Genomic DNA, 26,825 nt, shown 5'->3' on the forward strand with positions numbered 1-26,825 from the left:
GGGGCCGGGGGGCGGGCGGGTCAGGTGGGGCGGGGGCCGGTGGGGGGTGGGGCGGGGGTGGCCGTCATGCTGGCGGCCAGGGCGTCCTGGGCGATCACCGCCGGGACGAGGCGGCCGGAGCGGTAGCCGATGCCGATGCCGGCGACCAGCACGAAGATCGCGCCGAAGGTCTGCAGCGAGCCGATGAGCGCGCCACCCAGGCCCAGCAGCGGGGCGGCGATCATCAGCATGACCCCGTCGCCGTAGGAGAACATCCCGGACCGGGCGACCGACCAGCCGGTGAGGAACCAGCCCAGGCTGTAGAAGGTGGCGCCGACCAGGACGATGCTGCGCGCGGTGGTGCCGAAGACCGGCGCCTGCTCGGCCAGCCCGGCGAAGGGCAGCATGAGCACCATCCCACCGATGCTGGCCAGCAGCCCGACGAGGGCGATCCGCCGGCACCGGGTGGCGGCGAGCAGGCCGGCGAGCGCCAGCAGGGCGAGCAGCCCGAGCCAGACCGAGGCCACCCAGCCGACGAGGTAGACCGGCTGGCCGTCGGCCGGGTAGGGGTCGTTGCCCACCCCGCCGTCGCTGGCCATCGCCACCAGGCCGTAGAGGACCGCGTACGCGGGCAGCAGCCAGACCGCCGCGCGGGCGAACCGGCGGATCGACCAGGCCCAGCTCGCGTCGGTGGCCGGGGCGGCCGGCCCGGGCTCGGAGACGAACGGGAGCACCCCGAACCCGCCGCCGGTACGCCGGGTGCCGAGCGGCCCGGCCGGGTCGTGCGCGCCCGGGACCGGAGTCCTGGAGAAAAGCCGGTTCGCCGGATCCTTCATGCGTCACCTCGCTCACACGCGGGCGGCGGGGGGACGCGCAACGGCGCCCCGGCCCTGGTCACCACCCGTCCTCAGACCGATGGTGGCAGGCGCCGGGGCGCCGTATGAGTGATTCTCGGATTTGCCGGCGGAGCTCCGATCAGCCCCGTTCGCGCTGGTCCGACGGGTCGTTGAGCAGGCTCTGCGGGGAGACCGGCTCGGGCGCCGGGAGCCCCTGCGGGGCGTTGCCGCCGGTGGCCTGGGCCTCGGCGACGCGTACCTCGTCGTGGATCTCCTGGGCCGCGCTGGCGGCGGCGTGCGCGGCCTCGGCGGCCTCGCGCTCCACCTCGCCGGCGCTCTTGGTGGCCTCGGGCGACGGGACGTCACCGACCATGTTGGCCAGCCCGCCCAGCGCGCCACCCATGCCCTCCAGGGCCTTGGTCAGCTCGGTCGGCACGATCCAGACCTTGTTGGCGGTGCCGTTGGCGATCTGCGGCAGGGCCTGGAGGTACTGGTAGGCGAGCACCTTCTGGCTCGGGTTGGCCTGGTGGATCGCGTCGAAGACCGTCCGGATCGCCTTGGCCTGGCCCTCCGCCTGGAGGATGCGGGCCTGCCGGTCACCGTCGGCGCGCAACACGGCGGCCTGCTTCTCACCCTCGGCCGTGAGGATCTGCGACTGCTTGTGCCCCTCGGCGTTGAGGATGGCGGCACGGCGGTCCCGCTCGGCGCGCATCTGCTTCTCCATCGAGTCGCGGATGCTCGGCGGCGGCTCGATGGCCTTGATCTCGACCCGGGTCACCTTGATGCCCCACCGGCCGGTGGTCTCGTCGAGCACACCGGAGAGGTGCCGGTTGATCTCCTCGCGGCTGGTCAACGCGCGCTCCAGATCCAGCGAGCCGATCACGTTGCGCAGCGTGGTGACGGTGAGCTGCTCGATGGCCTGGAGGAAGTTGGAGATCTCGTAGGTGGCGCGGACCGAGTCGACCACCTTGAAGTACAGCACCGTGTCGATCGAGACGACGAGGTTGTCCGAGGTGATCACCGGCTGCGGCGGGAAGCTGACCACCTGCTCGCGCATGTCGACCTTGGTCCGCACCGCGTCGATGTACGGCACCAGCAGGTTCAGCCCCGGGTTCAAGGTCCGCTTGTACTTGCCCAGCCGCTCCACCACGTCCTGGCGCTGCTGCGGCACGATCCGCACCGCCTTCACCAGCGTCACCACGACGATCACGGCGACGGCGATCAACAGGATCGCTGCAAACTCCATATCTTCACCTTTTTCCTTCGGGCATTCCGCCCGGGGTGGAAATCTCGTCCTGCCAGACCAGGGCGGTCGCGCCCCGGACCTTTATCACCTGCACCCGCTCGCCCGCCGCGTAGCTGCGCGTCGCGTCGTACGACCGGGCCGTCCACAGCTCACCGTCGATCTTGACGAGGCCCCGCTCGGCGTCGACCGGCTCCAGCACCACCGCGCTGGACCCCTCGATCGCCTCGACCCCGAACGGCTGGTCGCCGCTCTGCAGCGCCGGCATGGCGTGCCGCTTGATGACCGGCCGGACCAGGGCCACCGACAGCGCGGAGACCACCGCGAAGACCAGCGCCTGGAGCGCGACCGGGGCACCCAGCGCGGCGGCCCCGGCGGCGGCGAAGGCCCCCGCCGCGAACATGATCAGGAAGAGCGTCGTCGTGAAGATCTCGGCGACCGCCAGCAGCACACCCAGCACGATCCAGAACACGGCGTCCACCCTTAGATCGTGACACGCCGACGCACGCAGCGACGACCCGAAATGATCACCTAAGCTCGGCAGCGCGCCGACGACCGCCGAGGAGGACCCATGGCCCTGCTGCCCGAGACCGCCCGACAGGTGGACCTGCTGGTCGCCCGGGCCCAGGCGGAGGGACGCGGCCCGTCGCTCGCCCTCGGCGTGGTCCGGGACGGCGGCCTGGCGCACGTCGCGCTCGCCGGCGAGCAGCCCCGCCCCGACGCGGACCTCCAGTACCGGATCGGCTCGATCAGCAAGACCATGACCGCCGTGCTGGTGATGCAGCAGCGCGACGCCGGCCGGTTGGACCTGGACGACCCGCTGGACAAGCACCTGCCCGGCACCCCGGTCGGCGCGCTCACCCTGCGCCAGCTGCTCGGGCACGCCAGCGGCCTGCAACGGGAGCCGGACGGGCAGTGGTGGGAGCGGGCCGCGGGCGCCGACCTGGCGACCCTGCTCGCCGGGCTCACCCCGGCGAAGATCGCCCACCCGCCGCACCACGTCTACCACTACTCGAACCTGGCGTACGGGCTGCTCGGCGGGGTGCTGGAACGGATCACCGGCACGCCCTGGGCCGACCTGCTGCGCGAGCGGCTGCTCGAACCGCTGGGCATGCGCCGCACCACCTACCACCCCACCGAGCCGTACGCCCGCGGCTACGTGGTGCACCCCTGGCACGACACCCTGCGGGAGGAGCCGCGCACCGACACCGGGGCGATGGCCCCGGCCGGCCAGCTCTGGTCGACCGTCGAGGACCTGGCCCGCTGGGCGGCCTTCCTGGCCGACCCGGCCCCGGACCTGCTCGCCCCCGCGACGCTCACCGAGATGTGCGCGCCCGTGGTGATCAGCGACCTGGACGCCTGGACCGGCGGGCACGGCCTCGGCGTGGAGCTCTACCGGGTCGGCGACCGCGTGTACGTGGGCCACGGCGGCTCGATGCCCGGCTACGTCGCCGGCCTGGCCGTGCACCGCCCGACCCGCACCGCCGTGGTCGACTACGCCAACTCGTACGGGCTGCGCGGCCACCACGTCGTCGGCCTGGCCCGCGAGGTGCTGACCCTGGTGCTCGACGCCGAGCCGGCCGCGCCCGCCCCGTGGCGCCCGGCCGAGGCGCCGCCCGCCGACCTTGCCGAGCTGACCGGCCGCTGGTGGTGGATGGGCAACGAGTACGAGTTCCGCATCGACCCGGCCGGCGACCTGGTGGGCGGCCTAGTGGGTAACCCGCGGCTCCGCTTCACCCCGGAGGCCCCCGACCGCTGGCGCGGCCGCTCCGGCTCCCAGGACGGCGAACTCCTCACCGTCATCCGCGACGAGGCGGGCCACCCCGTCGCCCTCGACATCGCCACCTTCGTCTTCACAAGAACCCCCGACCAGGAACCCTGACCACCCGCGCCGCTACAAACTTGATGACACAGGTGGCTCACCCCGACCGCCCCTGACCACCCGCGCCGCTAGAAGCTTGATGACGCAGATGGATCACCCCGACCGCCCCTGACCCTGCCGCGCCTACAAACGCGACGACACGGCTAACTCACCCCGCGATCCGTTCACGTCATCAAGTTCGTAGCACCCGCAAGGCCATCCCCACCCTCGCTGCCGGAACCGACCCCCGCACCCGGCACACGACGGGCCGGGGGCGACCGTGCCCGGCGGAGGGATCAAGCCTGACCGCCCGGAGCCGGGCACGGTCGCCCCCGGCCTGAACAGCAACCACGACTCAGGGCGAAGTCACGAAATCGATCAACCGCTCCATGGCGTTGATCAACGGCGTCTCCACGTCGGCGAAACTGTCCACCCGCGACAGGATGTGCCGCCACATGTCCGCCGGCTCGGCCACCCCGAGCGCCGCGCAGACGCCTTCCTTCCAGGGCCGCCCCGGCGGCACCACGGGCCAGGCCGGGATGCCCAGCGCCCGGGGTTTCACCGCCTGCCACACGTCGACGTACGGGTGCCCGGTGACCAGCACGTGCGGGGAGGTGACCCGTGCCACGATCCGGCTCTCCTTCGAGCCGGGCACCAGGTGGTCGACCAGCACGCCGAGCCGGCGGCCCGGGCCGGGGTCGAAGGCGCGCACCTCGGCGGCGAGTTCGTCGATGCCGTCGAGGGGTTCCACCACCACACCCTCGATCCGCAGGTCGTCGCCCCAGATCCGCTCGACCAGCGCCGCGTCGTGCACACCCTCGACCCAGATCCGGCTGGCCTTGGCAACCTGCGCCCGGACGTTGTCGACAGCGATCGAGCCGGAGGCGGTGCGCCGCCGGGCGGCGGGCACCGGGGCGCGGGCCGGGCGGCGCAGGGTGACCGGCTGGCCGTCGAGCAGGAACGCGGCGGGCAGCAGCGGGAAGTTCCGCCGTTTGCCGTGCCGGTCCTCCAGCACCACCGCGCCGGACTCGAACCCCACCACCGCGCCGCAGAAGCCGGAGTCGGCGTCCTCGACCACCAGGTCCGGTTCGGCGTCGACCTCCGGGATCGCCTTCCGCCGCCGCCAGTCGCCCGCCAGCACGTCGCCGTCGTATCGCCCCGCCATGTGGATCACGCTAGCCACCGGCCCGGCGCGTCGCCCGGCGACGCGCCGACCAGGTGCCCCACCGGCGGCACAGAAAGGGGCGAAGGGGGTAGTTGGGGGCAGGTCACGCCGCCGGAGCGGCAGCCGAGACAGCGACGGCGGCGAGCACGTACCCTTTCGGCATGTCCTCCCCCGCAACGGGCGCGGCCACGCTGGCTCCGCGCCGGTCGAGCCGGTTCGTCGCCTGGGTACGCGCCTGGCGCGCCGGCCTGGTGCCCTTCGACGAGGTCGCCGACGAGATCGCCGGCGACGAGGAGCACCTGGTCGCCGACGCCCCCGGCACCTGGACCGACGTGTCCCTGCGGGACGCGCTGCCCAGCCTGGCCAAGCTCTCCCCGGACGAGATCCGGCTGGTGCTGCCCGCACCGGGCGACCCGCGCGGGCTGCCCGGCCCCGGCGACTTCGCGGGGGCGGCGCTGCTGGCCGGCGAGGCCGTGGTGGCCAGCGGGCTCGGGTTCGTGCCCGAGGTGCGCACGCACACCTCGGGCTCGGGAATGACCTGGGAAACCGTGCTCTGGCGGGTCTACCCGCTGCCGGCCGACGCGCCGAAGGCGTCGCTGATCGCGCCCGGCGCCGCCGAGGCGGAGGCCGAGCTGGCCGCCGCGCTGGCCGAGACGACCGCCGCGCTGACCCGGCTCGACGTGGCCCAGTGGCGGCCGGAGCTGGCCGGCGCGCTCGCCGCGCTGCGCCGGCCGGACGGCGGGACCGACCTGCCGCCCGGCTTCGACCCGCGGTCCCGCCGGCTGTTCGCCCGCGCGGCCGTGCTGGACCGGGTGCTCGCCCTTGCCGGGGAGAGCGCACCGGGCGGGGCGGTGAACACCTTCGAGGCGCAGCAGCGGGACGCGGCGCTGCGGCCGTTGACCACCGCCTGCCGGCAGGCCCTGGTGGCCGCCTGCAACGCCCCGCTGCGCCCCTGAGGTCCTGGGCCCCTGCTCAGACCTCGTCAATCAGGTCGGCCACCGAGTTGACGATCCGGGACGGCCGGTAGGGGTAGCGCTCGGTCTCGGCCCGGCTGCTGATCCCGGTGAGCACCAGGATCGTTTCCAGCCCGGCCTCCAGGCCGCAGAGGATGTCGGTGTCCATCCGGTCGCCGATCATCGCGGTCGACTCGGAGTGCGCGTCGATGGTGTTCAACGCCGAGCGCATCATCATCGGGTTGGGCTTGCCGACGAAGTACGGCTCCACCCCGGTCGCCTTGGAGATCATGGCGGCCACCGAACCGGCGGCCGGCAACGCGCCCTCCACCGACGGGCCCGTCGCGTCCGGGTTGGTGCAGATGAACCGGGCCCCGTCGTTGATCAGCCGGATCGCCTTGGTGATCGCCTCGAAGCTGTAGGTGCGGGTCTCCCCCAGCACCACGTAGTCGGGGGCGAAGTCGCTGAGCACGTAGCCCACCGCGTGCAGCGCCGTGGTGAGACCGGCCTCGCCGATCACGTACGCGGTGCCGCCCGGCCGCTGGTCGGCCAGGAACTGGGCGGTGGCCAGCGCGGACGACCAGATCGCCTCCTCCGGCACGTCCAGCCCCATCCGGGCCAGCCGGGCCCGCAGGTCCCGTGGCGTGTAGATCGAGTTGTTGGTGAGCACCAGGAAGGGCTTGCCGGAGGCGCGCAGCTTCTTGACGAACTCGGGTGCGCCGGGCACCGGCTGGCCCTCGTGCACCAGCACGCCGTCCATGTCGGTGAGCCAGCTCTGCACCGGCTTGCGGTCATGCATGTGTCGTCCCCACTGGGTGTCGGAGGTGGCCGGGCTCAGGGCCGGCGGGAGGGGGGCACGCAGCACAGCGCCGGGCAGGTGTCCCAGGTGGGCAGCTCGCCGAGGCGGCGGAAGTACCGCTCGCCGTCCGGGGCGTTCCGTTCCAGCACCAGCTCGCGGACCATCGCCACGAACCGCGGGTCGGTGCCGGGCGTGCCCGCGCGGACGAAGTCCAGGCCGTGCTGTTTGGCCGTGTCGAGGGCCTCGGTGTCCAGGTCCCAGACCACCTCGAGGTGGTCGGAGACGAACCCGATCGGGCTGACCACCACGCCGGTCACGCCCTCGCCGGCGAGCGCGGCCAGGTGGTCGTTGATGTCCGGCTCCAGCCACGGCACCTGCGGCGGCCCGGAGCGGCTCTGCCAGACCAGGTCGTACGGCAGGTCGGGCGCGGCGGCGGCGTGCACCAGCCGGGCGGTCTCGGCGAGCTGGGCGGTGTACCGGCCGCCGTGCGGGCCGGCGCTGGCGGCCGCCGACACCGGGACGGAGTGCGCCGTGAACACGAGCCGGGTGCTGTCCCGCCGGGCCGGGTCGAGCTGCGCGAGCGCGGCCCGGACGGCGTCGGCGTGCGGCTCGACGAAACCTGGGTGGTCCCAGAACTGGCGCAGCTTCTCGATCAGTGGGGCGTCCGGGCCGACCGCGGCCCGGGCCGTGGCGATGTCCTCCTGGTACTGCCGGCAGGACGAGTAGCCGCCGTAGGCGCTGGTGACGAAGGCCAGGGCCCGCTGGACGCCGTCGTCGCGCATCTGCGCCACCGTGTCGGCGAGCATCGGGTCCCAGTTGCGGTTGCCCCAGTAGACCGGCAGGTCGACGCCGTTGGCGGCGAAGTCCTCGCGGATCGCCGCGAGGAGGTCGCGGCACTGCTGGTTGATCGGGGACACCCCGCCGAAGTGCAGGTAGTGCTCGGCCACCTCGGCGAGCCGCTCCGGCGGCACGCCCCGCCCCCGGGTCACGTTCTGCAGGAAGGGCAGCACGTCCTCGGGCCGCTCCGGGCCGCCGAAGGAGACCAGCACCAACGCGTCGTACGCCATGGTGGCATTCTCCCCCGACGGCCGGGACGGTCCGGCGGCTACCCCGGGACGTGCGGTCCGGGTCTCAGGCGCCGATCGCGTGGTAGCCGCCGTCGACGTGGACGATCTCGCCGGTGGTGGCCGGGAACCAGTCGGACAGCAGCGCCAGGCAGGCGCGGGCGGCCGGCTCCTGGTCGGTGAGGTCCCAGCCCAGCGGGGCGCGCTCGGTCCAGGCGTCCTCGAACTGGTCGAAGCCGGGGATGGACTTGGCGGCGATGGTGCGCAGCGGCCCGGCGGCGACCAGGTTGCTGCGGATGCCCTGCTTGCCCAGGTGCAGGGCCAGGTAGCGGGAGGCGGACTCCAGCCCGGCCTTGGCCACGCCCATCCAGTCGTAGACCGGCCACGCCTTGGTGGCGTCGAAGGTGAGGCCCACCACGGCGCCGCCCGCCGACATGAGCGGCAGCGCCGCCATGGCCAGGGACTTGTAGGAGTAGGTGGAGACCTGGAGCGCGGTCGCCACGTCCTCCCAGGGCGCGTCGAGGAAGCCGCCGCCGAGGCAGCTCTGCGGGGCGAAGCCGATCGAGTGCACCACGCCGTCGAGGCCGTCGACGTGCTCGCGCACCTTGTCGGCCAGGCCGGCCAGGTGCTCGGCGTTGGTGACGTCCAGCTCGATCACCGGCGCCGGCTCGGGCAGCCGCTTGGCGATCCGCTCCACCAGGGAGAGCCGGCCGTAGCCGGTGAGCACGACCTGCGCGCCGTTCTCCTGGGCGAGCTTCGCCACCGAGAAGGCGATCGAGGCGTCGGTGATGACGCCGGTGACCAGCAGCCGCTTACCGGCCAGGAGTCCGGACATTGTGCAATCTCCTCCGTACTTTTCTCAGTGGCCCATGCCCAGGCCGCCGTCGACCGGGACGACGGCGCCGGAGATGTAGCCGGCCGCGTCCGAGGCGAGCCAGGTGACGGCGGCGGCGACCTCCTCCGGGCTGGCCATCCGGCCCGCCGGGATCTGCTTGCGGATCTCCGCCCGGCGCTCCTCGGACAGCGCGGCGGTCATGTCGGTGTCGATGAAGCCGGGCGCCACCACGTTGGCGGTGATGTTGCGGCTGCCCAGCTCCCGGGTGATCGAGCGGGCCACGCCGACGAGGCCGGCCTTGCTGGCCGCGTAGTTGACCTGGCCGGCGCCGCCGGCCAGGCCGACCACCGAGGAGATGAAGACCATCCGGCCCCACTTCGCGCGGAGCATCTTCGTCGAGGCCCGCTTGGCGACCCGGAACGCACCGGTCAGGTTGGTGTCGACCACCCGGGTGAACTGCTCCTCGGACATCCGCATGATCAGCGTGTCGTCGGTGATGCCGGCGTTGGCGACGAGCACCTCGACCGGGCCCAGCTCGGCCTCGATCGCGGTGAACGCGGCGTCCACCGACTCGGCGTCGGTCACGTCACACTTCACGCCGAACAGCCCCGCCGGCGCCTCGCCGCCGCGGTAGGTCACCGCCACCCGGTCGCCCTGCTTGGCGAAGGCCTGCGCGATGGCCAGGCCGATCCCCCGGTTTCCGCCGGTCACCAGCACGGTACGGGCCACGGTTCCCCCTCTGCTCAGCTGATCTCTCGGTCGGTGGCGAGCCTAGGGGTTACCGGTAGGTAAGCGCTAACCCGTCCCAGGTCGGCGGGCTGCCCGGCGACCCGGTCGGACGGGCCCGCCGGACCGGTCGGCCGAGTGCGTGCCGCGGGCCCGCCGGGTGTACGATGATCGACGTTTGCGGGCAGTGGATCGCCCGCATCGTCGAGCCCCGCCGACCGCAGGAGGTGATCGCTGTGCGAGATAGCGATCCTCCCAGTCGTGGCCGGGCCGACCGTCAGCCCCGCTGAGCCACGACTCAGTCGGCGCGGCTGACCCCGCTCCCCCGCCCACCGCACCGCCCCGTTCCCCCGGCCGCCCGCCGGGGCGACCGTGCCGCGCGGCCCGGCGGAAGCACCCCGGTCACGACTTCGTGTGCGTACGCCCTGATCCACCCCCGCGGTCCGTCCCGCCGGACCGTCCGTCGCCACGGAGCAGTCCCATGAGCCGTTACGTCGCCCCGCTGGGCTTCACCCTCGCCGCCGTCTGGGTGGCCGTCCTCTTCGTCCTGGCCGGCGGCGGTCACTGACCACCACCGGCCGGGCCCCGGCCGTCCCGCCTCAGATCAGGCGGGACGACCAGAGCAGGCTCAGCCCTCCCGCGCAGAGCGCGAGGAGCAGCGCGACACCCGCGTACCACTGGGTGATCTCCCGCGGCTCGGTCCGGAAACCGATCGAGCTGCCCATGTCCTGGTAGACCTGCTTCAGCTCGCTGACCGAGGCGGCCTCGTAGAAGTAGCCCTGGGTCGTCTCCGCGAGCTGCGACAGCGCCATCCGGTCCACCGGCACCCGCTGGAGCTGGCCGCCGATGTCCACCTGCCCGGAGTCGGTGCCGAACGCGATGGTCGAGACCGGCACGTTGGCCGCCTGCGCCGCCGCGGCCGCCTCCTCCACCGAGCGACCCGAGGTGCGGTAGCCGTCGGAGAGCAGCACGATCCGGGCCGGCGGGATGCCGGCCGCGCCGTCCGCCGGCACCGAGCGGATCGCCTCCAGGCAGGTGAAGACCGCCTCGCCCGTGGCGGTCGCCTCGGCCAGCACCAGCCCGTCGATGGCGGTGGTCACCGCGCCCCGGTCCTTCGTGGGGGGCACCAGCACGTTCGCCGACTTGGCGAACGAGACCAGCCCGAGGTTGTAGCTCTCCGGCAGCTCGCCGACGAACTGCTTGGCCGCCTCCTGCGCCGCCTCGAGGCGGTTCGGCGCCACGTCGTCGGCCTGCATGGACAGCGACACGTCGATGGCGAGCATCACGGTCGCCCGTTCGAGGGGCTCCTTGGTGTCGATCGCCGGCCGGGCCAGCCCGGTGGCGAGCACCAGCAGGCAGAGCAGGAAGGCGGTGGCCGCCGCGTGCCGCCGCCAGCCCAGCCCCTTCGGCGCCAGGGTGCGCAGCAGGTCCACGTTGGTGAACCGCATGGCGTACTGCCGGCGGTGCAGCTGCCGCCAGACGTACGCGGCGGCGAGGGCGAGCACCGGCAGCAGCGCCAGCAGCCACCACGGTTGCAGAAAACGGATCATCGAGTCGTCCCTCGGGTGCGGGCGTGCCGCTGCGCGGCCACGAAACGCACCATGTCCAGCAGCCAGTCTCGGTCGGTACGCAGTCGCAGGTGGGCCGCGCCGGCGGTGCGCAGCTCGGCGGCGATCGCCGCGCGCTGGGCGGCCGCCGACTCGGCGTACCGGCGGCGCAGGCGCGGGTCGGCGGTCTGCACCTCGTGCAGCTCACCCGTCTCCGGGTCGACCACCGGCAGCACCCCCACGTCGGGCAGTTCCAGCTCGCGCGGGTCGACCACCTCGACGGCCAGCACGTCGTGCCGGACCCGCAGCTTACGGATCGGCCGGCCCCACTGCTGCGGCGGCGCGAGGAAGTCGGAGATCACCACCGCCACGCCCCGCCGGCGCGGCGGTCGGTTGAGCATGTCGACGAGGACACCGAGGTCACTGCGGCCGGGTCGGATCTCCGTGTCGGCGATGGCCCGCAGCAGCCCCTGGGCCTCCTTGCGCCCGGCCCGGGCGGGCAGCCGCCGCAGTGCCCCCGGCCCGGCCGGCGGGGAGCCGCCCCGCCACCGCCCCGCCGACGCCGGCCCGCCCGTGCCGACCACCGCGCCGATCCGGTTGCCGCCCCGGACGGTCAGGTGGGCCAGGGCGGCCGCCGCGGCGACCACGACGTCCCGCTTGAGCCACTGCCCGGTGCCGAAGTCCAGGCTGGCCGAGAGGTCGACCGCCAGCCAGGTCTCCAGCTCGCGGTCGGCCACCGTACGCCGGACGTGCGGCATGGTGGTGCGGGCCGTGACCGGCCAGTCCATCCGGCGCACGTCGTCGCCGGGGCGGTACTCGCGGGACTCCCCGGCCTCGCTGCCCGGGCCGGGCAGCAGCCCGGCGTAGTCGCCCTGGAGCAGCCCGTCCAGCTTGCGGGTGACCATGAGCTGCAACCGGGCGAGGACGGCGCCGGAGCGCTCGCCGCTGGCCGGCAGCCGGGTGGGTGGGGTCACGGCCGCTGCCCGGGCCAGCCGCCGTGCGGGACGGCCGGCGGGGGCGGCGTGGCCTGTTGGCGGGGCGCGACCGCGGGCAGCGGGATGGTGGACATCACCCGGTGCACGATGTGGTCGGCCGGCACGTCGTCGGCGAGCGCGTCGTAGCTGAGCACGAGCCGGTGCCGCAGGATGTCCGGGGCGATGTCCTGCACGTCCTGCGGCAGGGCGTAGTCGCGGCCGCGCAGCAGGGCCAGCGCCCGGGTGGCCCGGACCAGGCCGAGCGAGGCGCGCGGGCTCGCGCCGTACTGGATGAGCTGCGCCACGTCGGGCATGCCGTGCTCGGCGGGCGCCCGGGTGGCGAGGACCAGCCGGACCGCGTAGTCGACCAGCGCGTTGTGCACGAAGACCTGGTCGGCCTTGTGCTGGAGCGCGATCAGGTCGGGGGTGTCGAAGACCCGGGCCGGCTCGGGCGGCGCGACGCCCATCCGGTAGACGATCTCCCGTTCCTCGGCGTCGGTCGGGTAGCCCACCACGATCTTCATGAGGAACCGGTCCCGCTGCGCCTCCGGCAGTGGGTAGACGCCCTCCTGCTCGATCGGGTTCTGGGTGGCCATCACCAGGAACGGGTCGGGCACCCGGTGGGTCTCGCCGCCGATGGACACCTGCCGCTCGCTCATCACCTCCAGCAGCGCCGACTGCACCTTGGCCGGAGCCCGGTTGATCTCGTCGGCGAGCAGGAAGTTGACGAAGACCGGCCCCAGCTCGACGTCGAACTTCTCGCTGGACTGCCGGTAGATCCGGGTGCCCATGATGTCGGCCGGCACCAGGTCGGGGGTGAACTGGACCCGGGCGAACGACCCGCCGACCACCTTGGCCAGGGTCTCCACGGCGAGGGTCTTGGCGACGCCGGGCACCCCCTCCAGCAGGCAGTGGCCCCGGGCGAGCAGGGCCACGAACATCCGCTCGACCATCCGGTCCTGGCCGACGATCACCCGCTTGATCTCGAACAGCGCCCGCTCCAGCAGGGTGGCGTCCTGCGCCGGGGTGGTTGCGGCCGGGGGCGGCGCGTCCGGCGCGGCCTCGGTCGGTGTCGGGGCGTCGGGCGTGGTCGGCTGGGCCACCGGTCCTCCACAGCATGGTCGTCGTCGGCGTGGTGCGTATCAAGACTGTCATGCCTTGCTGAGAGCCGAGGGTGGGAGAGCGACGATTTTCGCCGTGCCGTCCCCCGGCACGGAAAACCCTGAACACGGGTGGACAACAAGGGGTCCGGCGTGTGTACGATTCACCCCGTCGCCGGGCGGCTCCCCCCGTGGCCGCCCGGCGCTAAAGCTCCCGGCGCGCGGCCCTAGACTCGCCCCGGTGACCACTCCCACTCCCCCCGACGACGCGCTCGTCTGCTCGGCGCGCGGGTGTCGCGCGCCCGCCGTGTGGGAGCTGCGCTGGAACAATCCCCGCCTGCACCCGCCCGAGCGGCGCAAGACCTGGCTGGCCTGCCCCGCACATCGCGGGTCGCTGGGCGACTTCCTCGACGCGCGCGGCTTCCTGCGCGAGGTCGTACCGGTGCCCGGATCGCCTACGCTCGAATCGTGAGCGAGCGCAGCGGGATCAGCCGGTGAACGGTGACGACCTCGCCGGCCGGCCGCCGGCCCCGACCGGACCCCTCGAGCCCTGGCCGGACACCGTCCGGTGGCAGCCGATCTCCCGCGACCTGATCTGGGTGGAGCTGATCCGGCTCGGCATCGGTCTCGCCGTGGCGCTGGTGGTGCTCGGCGTGGCCTGGGCGGTCGCCGGCCACTGGCTGCTCGGCGCCGCCCTGGGCGTGGCGCTGCTGCTGGCCGCCTGGCGGGCGGTCACCATCGTCCGCGCAGTGCGCGCCTGGGGCTACGCCGAGCGGGCCGACGACCTGCTGGTCCGGCACGGCCTGCTGGTGCGGCGGCTGTCCATCGTGCCGTACTCCCGGATGCAGTTCGTCGACGTGAGCGCGGGGCCGCTGGAGCGCGCCTTCGACCTGGCCACCGTGCAGCTGCACACCGCCGCGGCGGCGAGCGACGCCCGCGTGCCGGGCCTGCGTCCGGCGGAGGCGTCCCGGCTGCGGGACCGGCTCACCGCGCTGGGCGAGGACCGGGCGGAGGGACTGTGAGCGACGGCCCGGCCGAGCCGGAGCCCGGCGCCCCGCCGCCGCACCCGCCACCCGCCGCACCGCCGCCGGCCGCCGCCGAGCCGCCCCGCAACGGCCACCCGTGGCCACCGCAACCGGGGTACGCCCACCCGCCCGGCCCCGCCGCCCCGCCCGGCCCCGCCGCCCCGCCCGGCCCCGCCGCCCCGGCCGGTCCGTGGCCCGGGTACGGCCACCCCGTGCCGCCTTCCGGCTACGGTCCGCCCGCGCCGCCGCCCGGGTACGGCCCGCCCGCACCGCCACCCGGCTACGGTCCGCCCGCACCGCCACCCGGCTACGGTCCGCCCCCGCCCGGGTACGGTCCGCCCGTGCCGCCCTGGCCCGGGGCGGGTCAGCCCGCGCCACCGGGCGCCGGGCCGTGGGGGCCGGGGGCGCCTCCGCCGGCCGGTGAGGAGCCACGGCAGCGGCTGCACCCGCTGAGCCCGGCGCTGCACGGCGCGAAGTCACTCGTCGTGGTGATCGCCGGCCTCTCCTGGTCGACGCTGTCCCGGGTCGGCTTCGGCTGGTTCGCCCTGCTGGTCGCGATCTTCGTCCTCGGGGCCACCGTGCTGTCGGTGATCAGCTGGTGGAACACCGGCTACCACGTGGTGGGCCGCGAGCTGCGGGTGCACGAGGGGCTGCTCTGGCGGCGTACCCGGGCGATCCCGCTGGAGCGGCTGCAGGCGGTGGAGGTGGTCCGGCCGCTGCTCGCGCAGCTCACCGGGCTGGCCGAGCTGCGGCTGGAGGTGGTCGGCGGGGGCAAGACCGAGGCGCCGCTGGCGTACCTGAGCGTGGCCGAGGCGACCGCGCTGCGGCACCGGCTGCTCGCCGTGGCCGGCCGCGCCCCCGAGGCCGCCCTGCCCGCCGCCGCCGGCGCGCCGCCCGCGCCCGCCCCGGCCGGGCGGCGGCTGCACCACGTCCGCAACCGGGACCTGCTGGTCAGCCAGCTGCTCACCCCGCAGGCGTTCCTGCTTCCCTTCGGTCTGGCGTTCGTGGCGGCGCAGTTCGTCTCCGAGGGGTCCTGGTCGTTCATCGCGGTGGCCAGCACGCTGACCGCGATGGCCGGCGTGTTGCTGCAACCGGTCCGCCGGGTGCTCGACGACTGGCGCTTCCGGCTCGACCGGGACGGCGACGCGTTGCGGGTGCGCAACGGGCTGCTGGAGACCCGCGTGCAGACCGTGCCGCTGCACCGGGTGCAGACCGTGGGGGTGACCTGGCCGCTGCTCTGGCGGATGAAGGGGTGGCTGCGGCTGCGGCTGGAGGTGGCCGGCTACTCGGCCGCCGAGCCGGACGATCGCAACCGCCCGGACCGGCTGCTGCCGGTCGGCGACGCGCGCACCGGCGAGCTGGTGGTCGCCGAGGTGCTGCCCGGTGTCCGGCTGGGCGCGCTGCCCGCCACGCTGCCGCCCCGGCGGGCCCGCTGGCTGCGCCCGCTGAGCCGGGCGCGGGTCGGCGCGGGCCTCGACGAGCAGGTCTTCGTGGCCCGGTCCGGGCTGCTGACCCGCCGGTTGACGCTGGTGCCGTACGCCCGGATCCAGAGCGTGCGGGTGACCCAGGGCCCGGCGCAGCGGCGGCTTCGGCTGGCCACCGTGCACGCGGACACCGCCGGTGGCTCGGGCGCGGCGGCCCTGGACCGGGACCTGGGCGAGGCGTGGGAGCTGGCGGCGGAGCTGACCGCGCGGGCGCACGCCGCCCGCCGCACCGACCGGGGACGCGCGGGCTGAGCCGACCGGGCGGTCAGCGCTCGGCCGGTGCCGACGCCCGGCCGACGGTCAGCGGTCGGCCGGGACGGTGGCCGGGTCGGTGGCAGGCGTGGGGCCGGCCGGATCGGCCGTGGGCGTAGGGCCGGCCGGATCGGCCGTGGGCGTGGGGCCGGCCGGGTTCGCCGCGGGCGTGGCCGCGTCGGCGGGCGTGGCGTCGGCCGCCCGGGCCGGCCCGGCCGCGGTCGCCGCCTCCCCGGCCGGGGCGAGCGCGGCGCGGCGGGCCCGGCGGGCCGCCCACCAGTGCTCGGCGAGCCCGACCACCAGGAAGGTCAGGCCGACGTACGCCCAGCCGACCAGCACGTCGATCAGGTAGTGCTCGCCGCTGTAGATCAGCGTGAAGGTCATGGCCAGCGGGTACGCCAGCAGCAGCGGCCACCAGCGCTTCCGGGTCACGCGCAGGAAGAACAGGACCACGAACAGGGCGAACGCCGTGTGCAGCGACGGCATGGCGGCCACCGGGTTGGAGGCGATCTGCCCGGCGTTGAGCAGGTTGCCCGCGCCGTGCATGCCGATCTCCTTCCACCCCCGGGTGGAGATCCGCGCGACGTCGGAGAGCAGCCCGTTCTGGGCTGCCCACCACGGCGGGGCGGCCGGGTAGAGGAAGTAGGTGGCCAGCCCGGCCGCGCAGAGGAACCCCCACCGCCGCATGTACGCGCCCCAGCGCGCGCGGTCGCGCAGCCAGAGCACCGCGGCGGCGGCGAGCGTCGCCACGAAGTGCGAGAAGTAGATCCAGCTGACCGCCACGTCCCACCAGTGCACCTGGTCGGGCCGGTAGAGGTGCTGCTGGAGCCAGATCGTGGGCACCTCCCCGCCGGTGGCCCACCCGGTCAGGAACCGGTCGGCGACGATCAGCTCCATGGCGTGCGGCGTCGCGCCGTTGTCGGCGAACCCCCGGGACAGGTTGTACGCGGCCAGCAGCAGCACCACCGGGATCCAGTCCCGGGCGAAGCGCAGGTGGCTGCGCCACGGGCGGGACGAGTGCCACGCGATGGTGCCCGCCCAGATCCAGAGGAACGCGTACGCCGGGTCGGTCGGCAGGCCGATGGCGAACCAGGCCGCCACGAAGGCGATCCCCCAGATGGCCATCGCCACCACGCGACGGCGCCCGCCGTCGGGGGACGCGGTCGGTCCGGCGGGGGCGGGGGGCGGGGAGTCAGTCAGCACGGCCATCGCGGACAAGGTTAACGGCGTGCGACGGGGGCGCCGACGCCGACCGCCCGCCGCGGGGGCCGGTCGCCCCCGTCCGGGCCGTCGGGAGGGGCCGGGGGCGGGGGTCCGGACGCCGCCCGGGCCCGGGGCCGCTGCACTAGGCTCGGCCCATGCAGGAGCAGCCGGAGTCGCCCTTCGCCCCGGGCCTGACCGCCCGGGTCGAGCTGACCGTCACCGACACGGACACCGCGCAGGCGGTGGGCTCGGGTGACGTGCCGGTGCTCGGCACGCCCCGGGTGCTGGCGCTGGCCGAGGCGGCCACCGTGGCGGCGACCGCGGCCCGGCTGCCGTCCGGGTCGACGACGGTCGGCACCCGCGTCGAGCTGGAACACCGCGCGGCCACGCCGGTCGGGCGGACGGTGGCCGCCCGGGCCGAGCTGGTCAAGGTCGACGGCCGGCGGCTGGCCTTCGAGGTGATCGTCACCGACGGCAACGAGGTGGTGGCCACCGGGCGGGTCGAGCGGGCCCTGGTCGACCGGCAGCGCTTCGTCGAGCGCGCCGCGCGGGCGTCATGACCGCCCGGTTCGTCGAGGTCGCCGACCGCGTGCACGTGCTGCGTGACCCGCTGCTGCACGTCAACGTGACGCTGGTGGTGGGCGACGGCGCGGCGCTGCTGGTGGACACCCTCTCCACCGCCGGGCAGGCCCGGGAGCTGGCCGAGGCGGCCCGCGCGGTCACCCCGCACCCGTGGACGATCGTCAACACCCACCACCACTTCGACCACTGCTTCGGCAACGCCACGCTGGCCGCCGACCCGCCCCGCCCGGTCTACGCGCACGCGCAGGCCGCCGCGGTGCTCCGGGACCACCCGGACGAGCTGCGCCGGGCCGCGTCCGAGGAGATGCGCGCCGAGCAGCCGGAACTCGCCGCGGAGCTGGCCCGCACCGAGCTGCTGGCGCCGACCCACCCGGTGCACGGCGAGGCGGTGCTCGACGTGGGCGGCCGGCGGGTGGTGCTGCACCACCCCGGGCACGGGCACACCGACGCCGACCTGGTGGTGCACGTGCCGGACGCGGACGTGCTGGTCGCCGGCGACCTGGTGGAGCAGAGCGGGCCGCCGGCCTTCGAGGAGTCGTACCCGGTGCAGTGGCCGGACGCGGTGGCCGCGGTGCTCCGGCTGACCACGCCGGCCACGGTGGTGGTGCCGGGGCACGGCGCGCCGGTCGACGTGGAGTTCGTGCGGGCCCAGCACGCCCAGCTCGCCCAGCAGGCCTGGCTCATCCGGGCCGGCCACACGGGCAGCGCCCCGCCGGAGCGGGTGGCCGCCGAGTCGCCGTTCGGCGCCCGCCCGGGTCTCATCGCCGCCCGCCGCGGCTACGCCGAGCTCGACGGCGCCGCCTGACGGCGCGCGCCGGCTCAGGGGCGGGCGCGCAGGGCGCCGAGCAGGGCGTCGAGGTGCGGGGCGGCGGCGAGGATCGCGTCGCGGGCCGGCGGGTCGAGGGTGGCCAGGGCCTCGGTGAGCAGGGCGCTGCGGTGGGTCGCGTAGTCGTCCATGCGGGCGCGGGCGGCCTCGGTGAGGGCGAGCCGCACCACCCGGCGGTCCTCCGGGTCGCGGTCGCGCGCCAGCAGCCCGGCGTCGGTGAGGTCGCGGACCAGGGTGCTGACCGTGTTCGGCGCGGTGCCCAGCCGCCGGGCGATCTCCTTGCCGCTGATCCCCGGCTCGGCCCGGACCAGGTGGAGCACCTCCACCTGCGCCTCGGGCAGGGCGTCCCGGTTGGCCCGGGCGACGACCTTGCGGCGGAGCAGCCGGTGCACCTCCCCCAGCACGGCCCCGAAGCGCGCGGTGGCCTCGTCCCTCGGCACGGAGTCACCTTCTTCACATCGCAACAGTTCTGACTACAGAGCTAAGGTTACCCGGATTCGTCGACCTCCAGGGGGAACCTTCGTGAGCCAGACCGTGCGGACCGCCGCGCGCCCGACCATCGACCCGCGAGCCGCACGGGGCGGCGCGACCCTGCTGGTGCTGCTCGGCACGCTCACCGCGATCGGCCCGCTCTCGCTGGACATGTACCTCCCGGCGTTTCCGGCGATGACCCGCGAACTCGGCGCCGACCAGGCCGGCATCCAACTCTCGCTGACCACCTGCCTCATCGGCCTCGCGGTCGGCCAGTTCGTCACCGGCCCGCTCAGCGACCGGTGGGGGCGGCGCCGCCCGGTGGTGATCGGCGTCGTCGCGTACACCGTGCTCGCGCTCGTCTGCGCCGTGGCGCCGAACGCGCCCATGCTGGCCGCCGCGCGGTTCGCCCAGGGCCTGGCCGGCGGCATGGGGGTGGTGGTCGCCCGCGCGGTGGTCCGCGACCTCTACGCCGGCCGCGAGGCCGCGAAGTACTTCTCCCGGCTCACCCTGGTCTTCGGCGTCGCGCCGGTGGCCGCGCCGAGCGTCGGCAGCCTGGTGCTGCGGTTCGGCGACTGGCGGGCGGTCTTCCTCACCCTGGCCGCCATCGGGCTGCTGCTCTCCGTGGCGGTCGCCCTGCGCCTGCCGGAGACGCTGCCGGTCGAGCGCCGCAGCACCGGCGGCCTGGCCGCCACCGCCCGGACCATGCGGTCGCTGGTCGCCGACCGGGTCTACCTCGGGTACGCGCTGACCCAGGGCTTCGCCTTCGCCGGGCTGTTCGCGTACATCTCCGGGTCGTCGTTCGTGTTCCAGGACGTCTTCGGCGTCTCGGCGGCCGCGTTCAGCCTGATCTTCGGGCTCAACGCGCTCGCTCTGGTGGCCATGGGGCAGGCGAACGCGCGGCTGCTCGACCGGTTCAGCCCGCGCCGGCTGCTGGTCACCACGCTCGTGGTGGGCGTGGTCGCGGCGGCCGGCGTGCTCACCGGCGCGCTCGCCGGCAGCCTCGCCGTGGTCGCGGTGACGCTGTTCGCGTTCGTGGGCTCGCTGGGCATGGTGATGCCGAACAGCACGGCGCTCGCGCTGGACGCGCACGCCCGGCACGCGGGCACCGCCGCCGCGCTGATGGGCGGGGTCCAGTCGGTGGTCGGCGCGCTCGCCGCGCCCCTGGTCGGTCTCGGCGGCGAGGGCAGCGCCACGCCGATGGCCGTCGTGCTGGCCGCCGCCGCCGCGCTCTCCCTCACCGCCGTGCTCACCCTCGCCCGACCGCGCTGACCTCAGCGGAAGCGCTCGGCCACCGCCTCCCGGGTGGGCATGGCGGTGGCCCCGCCGGGCGACTCGCAGACCAGGCCGGCCACCCGCAGGGCGAAGGCCACCCGGTCGCGCCAGCCGGTCGGGTCCGCCGGCTCGCCGGCGTGCAGCAGGTCGGCGATGAGCGCGCCCATCACCGAGTCGCCCGCGCCGGTCGCGTCCACCGCGTCGACCTTCGGCGCGGGCACGCGTACCACGTCGGCGGCGGCGGCGACCAGCGCGCCGTCCGCGCCAAGGGTGACCACCACGGTCCCCGCGCCCAGTTCCCGCAGGTACGCGGCGACGCCCTCGACCGGCTCACGCGGGTAGAGGTGGCGCGCGTCGGCGGCGCTCAGCTTGACCAGGTGGGCGCTCGCCGCGAACTCGGCGACCACGGCGCGCAGGTCGTCCAGCGCGCCCGGGCCGGTGAGCAGGCTCGGGCGCACGTTCGGGTCGAACACCCGCAGCGCACCGGCCATCGCCCAGGCCCGGCGGGCGGCGGCCAGCACCGGCGGGTCGAGCAGCACGATCGAGCCGCAGTAGAGCACCTGCGCGCCCTCGACCAGGGCGACGTCCAGGTCGTCGGCGGTGAGCAGCGCGTATGAGCGGGGCTCGCCGTAGAAGCGGAAGTCCGGTTCCGGGCCGGCGAAGGTGGCCACCGCCAGCGCGGTCGGCGCCGGCACGGTGACCGCACCGTCCACGCCGACGCCGGCGGCGCCCAGGAAGGCGCGGATCCGGGTGGCGAGCGGGTCGTCGCCGAGCGACCCGACGAACTGGACGTCGCCGCCGAGCCGGGCCACCGCCACGGCCACGTTCAGCGGCCCTCCGCCGATCGCCTGCCGGAAGACGGGCTCCCCGTCGTGCTCGGTTTCGAGCAGGTCGACCAGCGCCTCGCCGAGCACCACCGCGTAACCCATCCTGGCTCCCTCCGCCGTCGTACCCCCGATCCTGGCGCATGGCGGGGGCCCGGCGCGACGAGACGCCCGCATCGACGGACGGCTATTGCGCGGGATGACCGGACGTGATGGGATTGCGCGTGCCGGGAGGGCGCGGGGGCTGCCGCGCCGCCGGCCGCCGGGTCGAGCCGACGCGAGGGCACTCACCGGTCCGTGGCACGGACCGCAGGCGGTGCGCGTCCCCCTACGGCCCCGGCCGCACTCCGACCGCCGGGCGTGGCACCGCGATCGTCGCATCCGCTCGTCGCAGCGGGGCGGGCCGTTGCGGTCGCGCCCCGCGAGTCAGGAGATCCCGTGCACCGATCCCGTACGGCCGCGCTGCTCACCGCGGCCGCCACCCTGGCCCTGGGCGCGTTCGCCCTGGCCACCGGCTCCGACCCGGCCGCCGCGCATGGCGCGGCCATGACGCCGGGCGCCCGGACCTACCTGTGCTGGAAGGACGGTCTCACCGCGACCGGGGAGATCAGGCCGAACAACCCCGCCTGCTCGGCGGCGGTCGCCCAGAGCGGCGCCAACTCGCTCTACAACTGGTTCAGCGTGCTGCGCTCCGACGCGGGCGGCCGGACCGTCGGGTTCATCCCCGACGGCAAGCTGTGCAGCGGCGGCAACGCGAACTTCAGCGGCTACGACCTGGCCCGCACCGACTGGCCGGTCACCCACCTGACGGCCGGGCGGTCGATGGAGTTCCGCTACAGCAACTGGGCCCACCACCCGGGCACCTTCTACTTCTACGTGACCAAGGACAGCTGGAGCCCGACCCGGCCGCTGGCCTGGAGCGACCTGGAGGAGCAGCCGTTCCTCCAGGTGACCAACCCGCCGCAGCGCGGCTCGGTGGGCACCAACGACGGGCACTACTACTTCACCGGTTCGCTGCCGTCGAACAAGAGCGGCCGGCACATCATCTACTCCCGCTGGGTCCGCTCGGACAGCCAGGAGAACTTCTTCGGCTGCTCGGACGTGACCTTCGACGGCGGCAACGGGGAGGTGACCGGGATCGGCTCCGGCGGCACGCCGTCGCCGAACCCCACCACGCCGACGCCGACGCCGACGCCGACCAGCCCGACGCCCACCCCGACCTCGCCGAGCCCGACGCCGACCCCGACCATGCCGTCGGGCGCCTGCATGGCGGTGTACAAGGTGGTCAGCGCCTGGCAGGGCGGCTTCCAGGGTGAGGTCATGATCATGAACCACAGCACCCGGACCTACGCGGGCTGGACGGCGAACTGGACCTGGCCCAGCGGCCAGAGCATCACCCAGCTCTGGAACGGCACGGTGAGCACCAGCGGGGCCGCCGTGACGGTCACCAACGCCGCCTACAACGGGAGCGTCCCACCGGAGGGCACCACCACGTTCGGCTTCACCGCGAACTTCTCCGGCACGAACACCCTGCCCACGGTCACCTGCACGGGCCGGTGACCCCGACGTGAGAAGGGGCCCCCGGGGGTACGTCCCCGGGGGCCCCGCCGCACACCCGCGTCAGCGGACCATGCTGCCGACCACCGGCTTGGTGAGCAGGGCGGACTGGTTGCGCTGGATGCCCGGGTCGAGCGTCTTCGCCACGAAGATGGCGTGCCAGATGCAGAAGATCAGCACGGTCCACACCTTGCGGGAGTGGTCCGCCTCCTCCCGCTTGTGCTCGTCCAGCAGCCGCATGGCGTACGACAGGTCAATGAGGTCGCCCGCGCCCGAGGTCGCCAGCACGTGCCGGGCCCACTCGTACATCTCGCCGCGCAGCCAGACCCGGGTCGGGGTCGGGAAGCCCAGCTTCTTGCGGTTGACGATGGCCGGCGGCACCACGCCCTGCAACGCCTGGCGCATCGCGTACTTGGTGGCGTCGGAGCGGGGCGGCAGCTTCAGGTCGACGGGGATGCCGGCCGCCACGTTGAACACCTCGCGGTCGAGGAAGGGCACCCGCACCTCCAGCGAGTGCGCCATCGAGATCCGGTCGGCCTTGACCAGGATGTCGCCGCGCAGCCAGGTGTAGAGGTCGACGTACTGCATCTTGGTGACGTCGTCCAGCTCGGTGGCCTCGGCATAGATGGGCGCCGTGACGTCGGTGTAGCGGACCGAGGGGTCGTAGCGGCGCAGCAGGTGCTGCTTCTCCTCCTCGGTGAACATCCGGGCGTTGCCGTAGTAGCGCTCCTCGATCGGGGTGGTGCCCCGCTCCAGGAAGCTCTTGCCCTTCACGCCCTGCGGGATGGCCTTGGAGACCGCCCGCAGGCCCTTCTGCACCCCGCCCGGCAGGTTGTTCACCGCGTTGAGCGAGAGCGGCTCCCGGTAGATCGTGTAGCCGCCGAAGAACTCGTCCGCGCCCTCGCCGGAGAGCACCACCGTGACGTGCTCGGCGGCCTTCTTCGCCACGAAGTAGAGCGGCACGAGGGCCGGGTCGGCGACCGGGTCGTCCAGGTGCCAGACGATCTTCGGCAGCGCCTCGATCATGTCCTGCGGCCCGATCTTGGTCGGGATCGTGGTCACGTCGAGGTGCCGGGCCGAGTCCTGCGCCACGTCGATCTCGGAGTAGCCCGGCACGTCGTAGCCGACCGTGAAGGTGAGGATGTTCGGGTTGAACTCCCGGGCCAGGGCCACCACCGCGGTGGAGTCGATGCCGCTGGAGAGGAACGAGCCGACCGGCACGTCCGAGCGCATGTGCATCCGGACGCTCTCCCGCAGCGTCTCCCGGATCTCGTGGTAGAGCTTCTGCTCGTCGGAGACCGGGGCCGGCCGGAACACCGGCCGGTACCAGCGGCGCACCTCGATCCGGCCGCCCGGCGTCCAGGTCAGGTACTCCCCCGACCCGATCCGGCTGATCCCCCGGTGCAACGTGCCCGGCTCCGGGACGTACTGCAGGGTCAGGTAGTGGCTCAGGTTGGCGGCGTCGATCCCCGCGTCGCCCTGGTAGGCCGAGTGCGCGAAGGGCAGCAGCGCCTTCTTCTCGGAGGCGAGGTAGAGCCCGTCCTGGGTTTCCAGGTAGTGCAGCGGCTTGATGCCGAAGTAGTCCCGCGCGCCGAAGGCCCGCCGCTCCTGCCGGTCCCAGATCACGAAGGCGAACATGCCGCGCAGCTTGGTGAGCACCTGCTCACCCCAGTAGTGGTAGCCGGCGACGATCACCTCGCCGTCGCCGTTGGTGGCGAACTGGGCGCCGTGGTCGCGGATCAACTCGTCCCGCAGCTCGATGTAGTTGTAGATCTCGCCGTTGAAGGTGAGCAGGTAGCGCTCGTTCGCGTAGGGCAGCGGCTCGTGGCTGAGCGCCACGTCGATGATCGCCAGCCGCTTGTGCGCGAACACCCCGTCCGCGTACCGGCCGGAGGCGTCGCCGACCACCTCGACCCCGGTCTCGTCCGGGCCGCGGTGGTGCAGGCACTCCAGTGCTCCGGCGATGTGGTCGCGGTGAGCGGCGGCGTCACCGCGCGCGCTGAAAAAGGCCAGGAGTCCGCACATGGTCGCCATCTTTCCACGCGCCGGAAGCCGCCGTCGCGGCACCGCAGGCACTCCCCGCTCCCGCCCGCGCGGTACCGTCTGGACCAGCGGCGAGGCGCAAGGAGGCGGCAGCATGGCCGAGGAGCGGGCACAGCAGCAGGGCAAGCCGGCGGACGGCACCGAATCCCACGACCCGGACTTCCCGGAGGCGTTCCTGTCCTTCATGCGGGAAGGCTGGCGGGACACGGAGCTGCCGGTCGGTCCCCGACCGGAGGTGCCCAACCACGCCAAGCGGCGGGCCGCGCTGGCCGAGGCCTTCCCGGGCGAGACGCTGGTCATCCCGACCGGCACCGAGAAGGTACGCGCCAACGACACCGACCACCGGTTCCGGCCGGGCAGCGACTTCGCGTACCTGACCGGCGACCTGGAGCCGGACAGCGTGCTCGTGCTCCGGCCGGGCGGCGAGGCCACCCTGTTCATGCGGCCCCGGTCGTCCCGCGCGACCGACGAGTTCTTCCGCAGCCGCCACGGCGAGCTGTGGGTGGGCCGGCGGCCGACGCTGAAGGAGAAGTCGACCGAGCTGGGCCTGCCCACCGCCGACCTCACCGAGCTGGACGCGGCGCTGGCCGGGCTGGCGCCGGGCCGGACCCGGGTGCTGCGCGGCTTCGACGCCCGGGTGGACGCCGCCGTGCGGCCCTACGACGGGGCGCGGGCCGAGGGCCAGCCGGGCCGCGACCGCGAGCTGGCCATCGCGATCTCGGAGCTGAAGCTGGTCAAGGACGAGTGGGAGATCGCCCAGCTCCAGGAGGCGTGCGACGCCACCGTCCGCGGCTTCGAGGACGTGGCCCGGGCGCTCCCGGCCGACCGGGCGGTCTCCGAGCGGCTACTGGAGGGCGTCTTCGCGCTGCGCGCCCGGCACGACGGCAACGACGTCGGCTACGGCTCGATCGTCGGCGCCGGCGAGCACGCCACGATCCTGCACTGGGTGCACAACCACGGCGCGACCCGCCCCGGCGAGCTGCTGCTCATGGACATGGGCGTGGAGAACCGCAACCTCTACACCGCCGACGTCACCCGGGTGCTCCCGGTCGACGGCCGGTTCACTCCGCTCCAGCGCCAGGTCTACGACGCCGTCTACGCCGCCCAGCAGGCCGGCATCGACGTGATCAAGCCGGGCGTGGCGTTCCGCGAGGTGCACCTGACCGCCATGCGGGTGCTCGCCGAGGCGCTGAAGGACCTCGGCCTGCTGCCGGTGAGCGTCGACGAGGCGATGGACCCTGCGTCGACGGTCTACCGCCGCTGGACGCTGCACGGCACCAGCCACATGCTCGGCATCGACGTGCACGACTGCGCCAACGCCCGCAAGGAGACCTACCGGGACGGGCCGCTCGGCGAGGGCTACGTGCTCACCGTCGAGCCGGGGCTCTACTTCCAGCCCGAGGACGAGCTGGTCCCCGAGGAGCTGCGCGGCATCGGCGTCCGCATCGAGGACGACATCCTGGTCACCGCCGACGGTTCGGTGAACCTTTCGGCCGGCCTGCCGCGCCGCTCCGACGAGGTGGAGACCTGGCTGGCCGAGCAGCGCGAGGCCGGCCCCCGCCTGCCCGGCTGACCGACCGGCACGACCCCCGGCGGGCCCGCCGCCGGCGTCTGCGAGGTTTCTCGCGGTAACGACGCCGGTGCCGGGCCCGTCGTCGTATGCGCTGCCCACGGCCACTCGGTGCGCGCTACGACCCGGCTGACGCCGCAGGGCCGAACGTGAGCCAAATGCGCGATTTCTTCGGATACGTCCGCGTCGCGAGGATCCTTCTCATACGGTGGCGATCAGAGGCTGCAACCGATTTGTAGCTGGTCGCTCGACCTGGGGCGGTGCGACCCCTTTAGGTAGACCGAAAGGGCGGAAGGCTCTGATGTCCAACGACGTAACGAAAAGCGACGGCGGGGCCCCGATGACCCCGTCGGGAGGCAGGCGGCGGGCGCTCCTGGTCGCCACCGGCGTGGCCGGCCTGACCGGCGTCGTCGGGCTGGCGGCGCTCGGCGGCCTCGCGGCTCGGGACAACGACAAGTCCGGCAGCCCGGAGCGCGTGGCCGAGAACCGCGTGGCCGCACCGCAGAACGCTGCCGGCGACGACAAGCGCGACCACGAGGACGGCAAGGACAAGGACAAGGACAAGGGTGAGGACGCCCGCAACCGTGGTGAGTGGGACGCGGACGGGGCGGATCACGGCAAGGTCCGGGAG

25 protein-coding genes and 1 pseudogene are annotated in these 26,825 nt (G+C 74.3%); 11 read left to right on the top strand and 15 right to left on the bottom strand.

Going from position 1 to position 26,825, the window contains the following annotated elements:
• Nucleotides 1–20 precede the first annotated feature (20 nt).
• The 3 genes from ABZ452_RS30715 to ABZ452_RS30725 form a co-directional block, all read right to left on the bottom strand.
• Nucleotides 21–815 carry a hypothetical protein gene (locus ABZ452_RS30715; RefSeq protein ID WP_357950383.1) on the bottom strand — a complete coding sequence of 265 codons (795 nt, stop codon included), beginning with the start codon at nt 813–815 and terminating at the stop codon, nt 21–23.
• 139 nt (nt 816–954) lie between these two features.
• Nucleotides 955–2,061: an SPFH domain-containing protein gene (locus tag ABZ452_RS30720; RefSeq protein WP_357950386.1), complete on the bottom strand. Its 1,107-nt coding sequence runs from the start codon at nt 2,059–2,061 to the stop codon at nt 955–957.
• A gap of 4 nt (nt 2,062–2,065) precedes the next feature.
• Complete coding sequence (locus ABZ452_RS30725; RefSeq protein ID WP_357950389.1) at nt 2,066–2,539, bottom strand: NfeD family protein; 474 nt, start codon at nt 2,537–2,539, stop codon at nt 2,066–2,068.
• Between the two features lie 90 nt (nt 2,540–2,629).
• Here ABZ452_RS30725 and ABZ452_RS30730 point away from each other — a divergent pair, with 90 nt between their 5' ends.
• Complete coding sequence (locus ABZ452_RS30730; RefSeq protein ID WP_357950392.1) at nt 2,630–3,940, top strand: serine hydrolase domain-containing protein; 1,311 nt, start codon at nt 2,630–2,632, stop codon at nt 3,938–3,940.
• Nucleotides 3,941–4,274: 334 nt separating this feature from the next.
• Here ABZ452_RS30730 and ABZ452_RS30735 read toward each other — a convergent pair whose 3' ends face one another.
• The gene (locus ABZ452_RS30735) at nt 4,275–5,084 is read right to left on the bottom strand and encodes a DUF3097 domain-containing protein (RefSeq protein WP_357950395.1); all 810 of its coding nucleotides are present in this window, start codon (nt 5,082–5,084) and stop codon (nt 4,275–4,277) included.
• Between the two features lie 161 nt (nt 5,085–5,245).
• Here ABZ452_RS30735 and ABZ452_RS30740 point away from each other — a divergent pair, with 161 nt between their 5' ends.
• Nucleotides 5,246–6,040, top strand: a complete 795-nt coding sequence (locus ABZ452_RS30740; RefSeq protein ID WP_357950398.1) for a hypothetical protein — start codon at nt 5,246–5,248, stop codon at nt 6,038–6,040.
• Between the two features lie 16 nt (nt 6,041–6,056).
• Here the strand turns inward: ABZ452_RS30740 and ABZ452_RS30745 are convergent, their stop codons facing one another.
• The 7 genes from ABZ452_RS30745 to ABZ452_RS30775 form a co-directional block, all read right to left on the bottom strand.
• Nucleotides 6,057–6,923, bottom strand: coding sequence for an HAD-IIA family hydrolase (locus ABZ452_RS30745; RefSeq protein WP_357950462.1), 867 nt, complete (start codon nt 6,921–6,923; stop codon nt 6,057–6,059).
• Nucleotides 6,872–7,903: a ferrochelatase gene (locus ABZ452_RS30750; protein ID WP_357950401.1), complete on the bottom strand. Its 1,032-nt coding sequence runs from the start codon at nt 7,901–7,903 to the stop codon at nt 6,872–6,874. The genes ABZ452_RS30745 and ABZ452_RS30750 overlap by 52 nt, the downstream gene beginning before the upstream one ends.
• A 64-nt stretch (nt 7,904–7,967) precedes the next feature.
• On the bottom strand, nt 7,968–8,735 hold the full coding sequence (gene fabI, locus ABZ452_RS30755) for an enoyl-ACP reductase FabI (protein ID WP_357950405.1): 768 nt from the start codon (nt 8,733–8,735) through the stop codon (nt 7,968–7,970).
• Between the two features lie 24 nt (nt 8,736–8,759).
• A complete protein-coding gene (locus ABZ452_RS30760) occupies nt 8,760–9,464 on the bottom strand; it encodes a beta-ketoacyl-ACP reductase (protein ID WP_357950409.1) in 705 nt (234 codons plus the stop codon).
• Between the two features lie 596 nt (nt 9,465–10,060).
• Nucleotides 10,061–11,011, bottom strand: coding sequence for a VWA domain-containing protein (locus tag ABZ452_RS30765; RefSeq protein WP_357950412.1), 951 nt, complete (start codon nt 11,009–11,011; stop codon nt 10,061–10,063).
• The gene (locus ABZ452_RS30770; RefSeq protein ID WP_357950464.1) at nt 11,008–12,000 is read right to left on the bottom strand and encodes a DUF58 domain-containing protein; all 993 of its coding nucleotides are present in this window, start codon (nt 11,998–12,000) and stop codon (nt 11,008–11,010) included. Before ABZ452_RS30770 ends, ABZ452_RS30765 begins: the two co-directional genes overlap by 4 nt.
• Nucleotides 11,979–13,085 (bottom strand): MoxR family ATPase, encoded by a 1,107-nt coding sequence (locus ABZ452_RS30775; protein ID WP_357950415.1) that lies wholly within the window; start codon nt 13,083–13,085, stop codon nt 11,979–11,981. Before ABZ452_RS30775 ends, ABZ452_RS30770 begins: the two co-directional genes overlap by 22 nt.
• Before the next feature lie 238 nt (nt 13,086–13,323).
• Here ABZ452_RS30775 and ABZ452_RS30780 point away from each other — a divergent pair, with 238 nt between their 5' ends.
• The 3 genes from ABZ452_RS30780 to ABZ452_RS30790 all read left to right on the top strand — a co-directional run bounded on the left by ABZ452_RS30780 (nt 13,324) and on the right by ABZ452_RS30790 (nt 15,843).
• Nucleotides 13,324–13,554, top strand: coding sequence for a hypothetical protein (locus ABZ452_RS30780; protein WP_357950418.1), 231 nt, complete (start codon nt 13,324–13,326; stop codon nt 13,552–13,554).
• 22 nt (nt 13,555–13,576) lie between these two features.
• Complete coding sequence (locus tag ABZ452_RS30785) at nt 13,577–14,104, top strand: PH domain-containing protein (protein WP_091259679.1); 528 nt, start codon at nt 13,577–13,579, stop codon at nt 14,102–14,104.
• Between the two features lie 344 nt (nt 14,105–14,448).
• On the top strand, nt 14,449–15,843 hold the full coding sequence (locus ABZ452_RS30790; protein ID WP_357950467.1) for a PH domain-containing protein: 1,395 nt from the start codon (nt 14,449–14,451) through the stop codon (nt 15,841–15,843).
• A 48-nt stretch (nt 15,844–15,891) separates the two neighbouring features.
• On the opposite strand, the gene ABZ452_RS30795 is transcribed toward ABZ452_RS30790, so the two are convergent.
• Nucleotides 15,892–17,052 (bottom strand): phosphatase PAP2 family protein, encoded by a 1,161-nt coding sequence (locus ABZ452_RS30795; RefSeq protein ID WP_357950422.1) that lies wholly within the window; start codon nt 17,050–17,052, stop codon nt 15,892–15,894.
• 149 nt (nt 17,053–17,201) lie between these two features.
• Here ABZ452_RS30795 and ABZ452_RS30800 point away from each other — a divergent pair, with 149 nt between their 5' ends.
• Together ABZ452_RS30800 and ABZ452_RS30805 are read left to right on the top strand one after the other, a co-directional pair.
• Complete coding sequence (locus ABZ452_RS30800) at nt 17,202–17,606, top strand: hotdog domain-containing protein (protein ID WP_357950425.1); 405 nt, start codon at nt 17,202–17,204, stop codon at nt 17,604–17,606.
• Entirely contained in the window at nt 17,603–18,433 is an 831-nt protein-coding gene (locus ABZ452_RS30805; RefSeq protein ID WP_357950428.1) for an MBL fold metallo-hydrolase, read from the top strand. Before ABZ452_RS30800 ends, ABZ452_RS30805 begins: the two co-directional genes overlap by 4 nt.
• Nucleotides 18,434–18,447: 14 nt before the next feature.
• Here the strand turns inward: ABZ452_RS30805 and ABZ452_RS30810 are convergent, their stop codons facing one another.
• The gene (locus ABZ452_RS30810) at nt 18,448–18,894 is read right to left on the bottom strand and encodes a MarR family transcriptional regulator (RefSeq protein WP_357950431.1); all 447 of its coding nucleotides are present in this window, start codon (nt 18,892–18,894) and stop codon (nt 18,448–18,450) included.
• 82 nt (nt 18,895–18,976) lie between these two features.
• Between ABZ452_RS30810 and ABZ452_RS30815 the strand changes: the two genes are divergently transcribed.
• The gene (locus ABZ452_RS30815; RefSeq protein WP_357950434.1) at nt 18,977–20,197 is read left to right on the top strand and encodes a multidrug effflux MFS transporter; all 1,221 of its coding nucleotides are present in this window, start codon (nt 18,977–18,979) and stop codon (nt 20,195–20,197) included.
• 2 nt (nt 20,198–20,199) lie between these two features.
• Here the strand turns inward: ABZ452_RS30815 and ABZ452_RS30820 are convergent, their stop codons facing one another.
• Nucleotides 20,200–21,129, bottom strand: coding sequence for a PfkB family carbohydrate kinase (locus ABZ452_RS30820; RefSeq protein WP_357950437.1), 930 nt, complete (start codon nt 21,127–21,129; stop codon nt 20,200–20,202).
• A gap of 333 nt (nt 21,130–21,462) precedes the next feature.
• Between ABZ452_RS30820 and ABZ452_RS30825 the strand changes: the two genes are divergently transcribed.
• Nucleotides 21,463–22,584 (top strand): lytic polysaccharide monooxygenase, encoded by a 1,122-nt coding sequence (locus ABZ452_RS30825; protein WP_357950440.1) that lies wholly within the window; start codon nt 21,463–21,465, stop codon nt 22,582–22,584.
• A gap of 60 nt (nt 22,585–22,644) precedes the next feature.
• On the opposite strand, the gene asnB is transcribed toward ABZ452_RS30825, so the two are convergent.
• On the bottom strand, nt 22,645–24,606 hold the full coding sequence (asnB, locus tag ABZ452_RS30830) for an asparagine synthase (glutamine-hydrolyzing) (protein WP_357950443.1): 1,962 nt from the start codon (nt 24,604–24,606) through the stop codon (nt 22,645–22,647).
• Nucleotides 24,607–24,718: 112 nt separating this feature from the next.
• Here asnB and ABZ452_RS30835 point away from each other — a divergent pair, with 112 nt between their 5' ends.
• Complete coding sequence (locus ABZ452_RS30835; protein WP_357950446.1) at nt 24,719–26,197, top strand: aminopeptidase P family protein; 1,479 nt, start codon at nt 24,719–24,721, stop codon at nt 26,195–26,197.
• Nucleotides 26,198–26,495: 298 nt separating this feature from the next.
• A pseudogene (locus ABZ452_RS30840) lies at nt 26,496–26,825 on the top strand (hypothetical protein); the annotation flags it as partial.

Source organism: Micromonospora sp. NPDC005707 (assembly GCF_040631005.1).
In the GTDB taxonomy this organism is placed as follows: domain Bacteria; phylum Actinomycetota; class Actinomycetes; order Mycobacteriales; family Micromonosporaceae; genus Micromonospora.

What these genes read in the sequence shown, in the direction of transcription:
- asnB (WP_357950443.1), bottom strand. Translation starts at nt 24,606, where the DNA reads ATGTGCGGACTCCTGGCCTTTTTCAGCGCGCGCGGTGACGCCGCCGCT.
- ABZ452_RS30730 (WP_357950392.1), top strand. Translation starts at nt 2,630, where the DNA reads ATGGCCCTGCTGCCCGAGACCGCCCGACAGGTGGACCTGCTGGTCGCC.
- ABZ452_RS30835 (WP_357950446.1), top strand. Translation starts at nt 24,719, where the DNA reads ATGGCCGAGGAGCGGGCACAGCAGCAGGGCAAGCCGGCGGACGGCACC.
- ABZ452_RS30750 (WP_357950401.1), bottom strand. Translation starts at nt 7,903, where the DNA reads ATGGCGTACGACGCGTTGGTGCTGGTCTCCTTCGGCGGCCCGGAGCGG.
- fabI (WP_357950405.1), bottom strand. Translation starts at nt 8,735, where the DNA reads ATGTCCGGACTCCTGGCCGGTAAGCGGCTGCTGGTCACCGGCGTCATC.
- ABZ452_RS30715 (WP_357950383.1), bottom strand. Translation starts at nt 815, where the DNA reads ATGAAGGATCCGGCGAACCGGCTTTTCTCCAGGACTCCGGTCCCGGGC.
- ABZ452_RS30720 (WP_357950386.1), bottom strand. Translation starts at nt 2,061, where the DNA reads ATGGAGTTTGCAGCGATCCTGTTGATCGCCGTCGCCGTGATCGTCGTG.
- ABZ452_RS30765 (WP_357950412.1), bottom strand. Translation starts at nt 11,011, where the DNA reads ATGATCCGTTTTCTGCAACCGTGGTGGCTGCTGGCGCTGCTGCCGGTG.
- ABZ452_RS30740 (WP_357950398.1), top strand. Translation starts at nt 5,246, where the DNA reads ATGTCCTCCCCCGCAACGGGCGCGGCCACGCTGGCTCCGCGCCGGTCG.
- ABZ452_RS30735 (WP_357950395.1), bottom strand. Translation starts at nt 5,084, where the DNA reads ATGGCGGGGCGATACGACGGCGACGTGCTGGCGGGCGACTGGCGGCGG.
- ABZ452_RS30795 (WP_357950422.1), bottom strand. Translation starts at nt 17,052, where the DNA reads ATGGCCGTGCTGACTGACTCCCCGCCCCCCGCCCCCGCCGGACCGACC.
- ABZ452_RS30800 (WP_357950425.1), top strand. Translation starts at nt 17,202, where the DNA reads ATGCAGGAGCAGCCGGAGTCGCCCTTCGCCCCGGGCCTGACCGCCCGG.
- ABZ452_RS30805 (WP_357950428.1), top strand. Translation starts at nt 17,603, where the DNA reads ATGACCGCCCGGTTCGTCGAGGTCGCCGACCGCGTGCACGTGCTGCGT.
- ABZ452_RS30820 (WP_357950437.1), bottom strand. Translation starts at nt 21,129, where the DNA reads ATGGGTTACGCGGTGGTGCTCGGCGAGGCGCTGGTCGACCTGCTCGAA.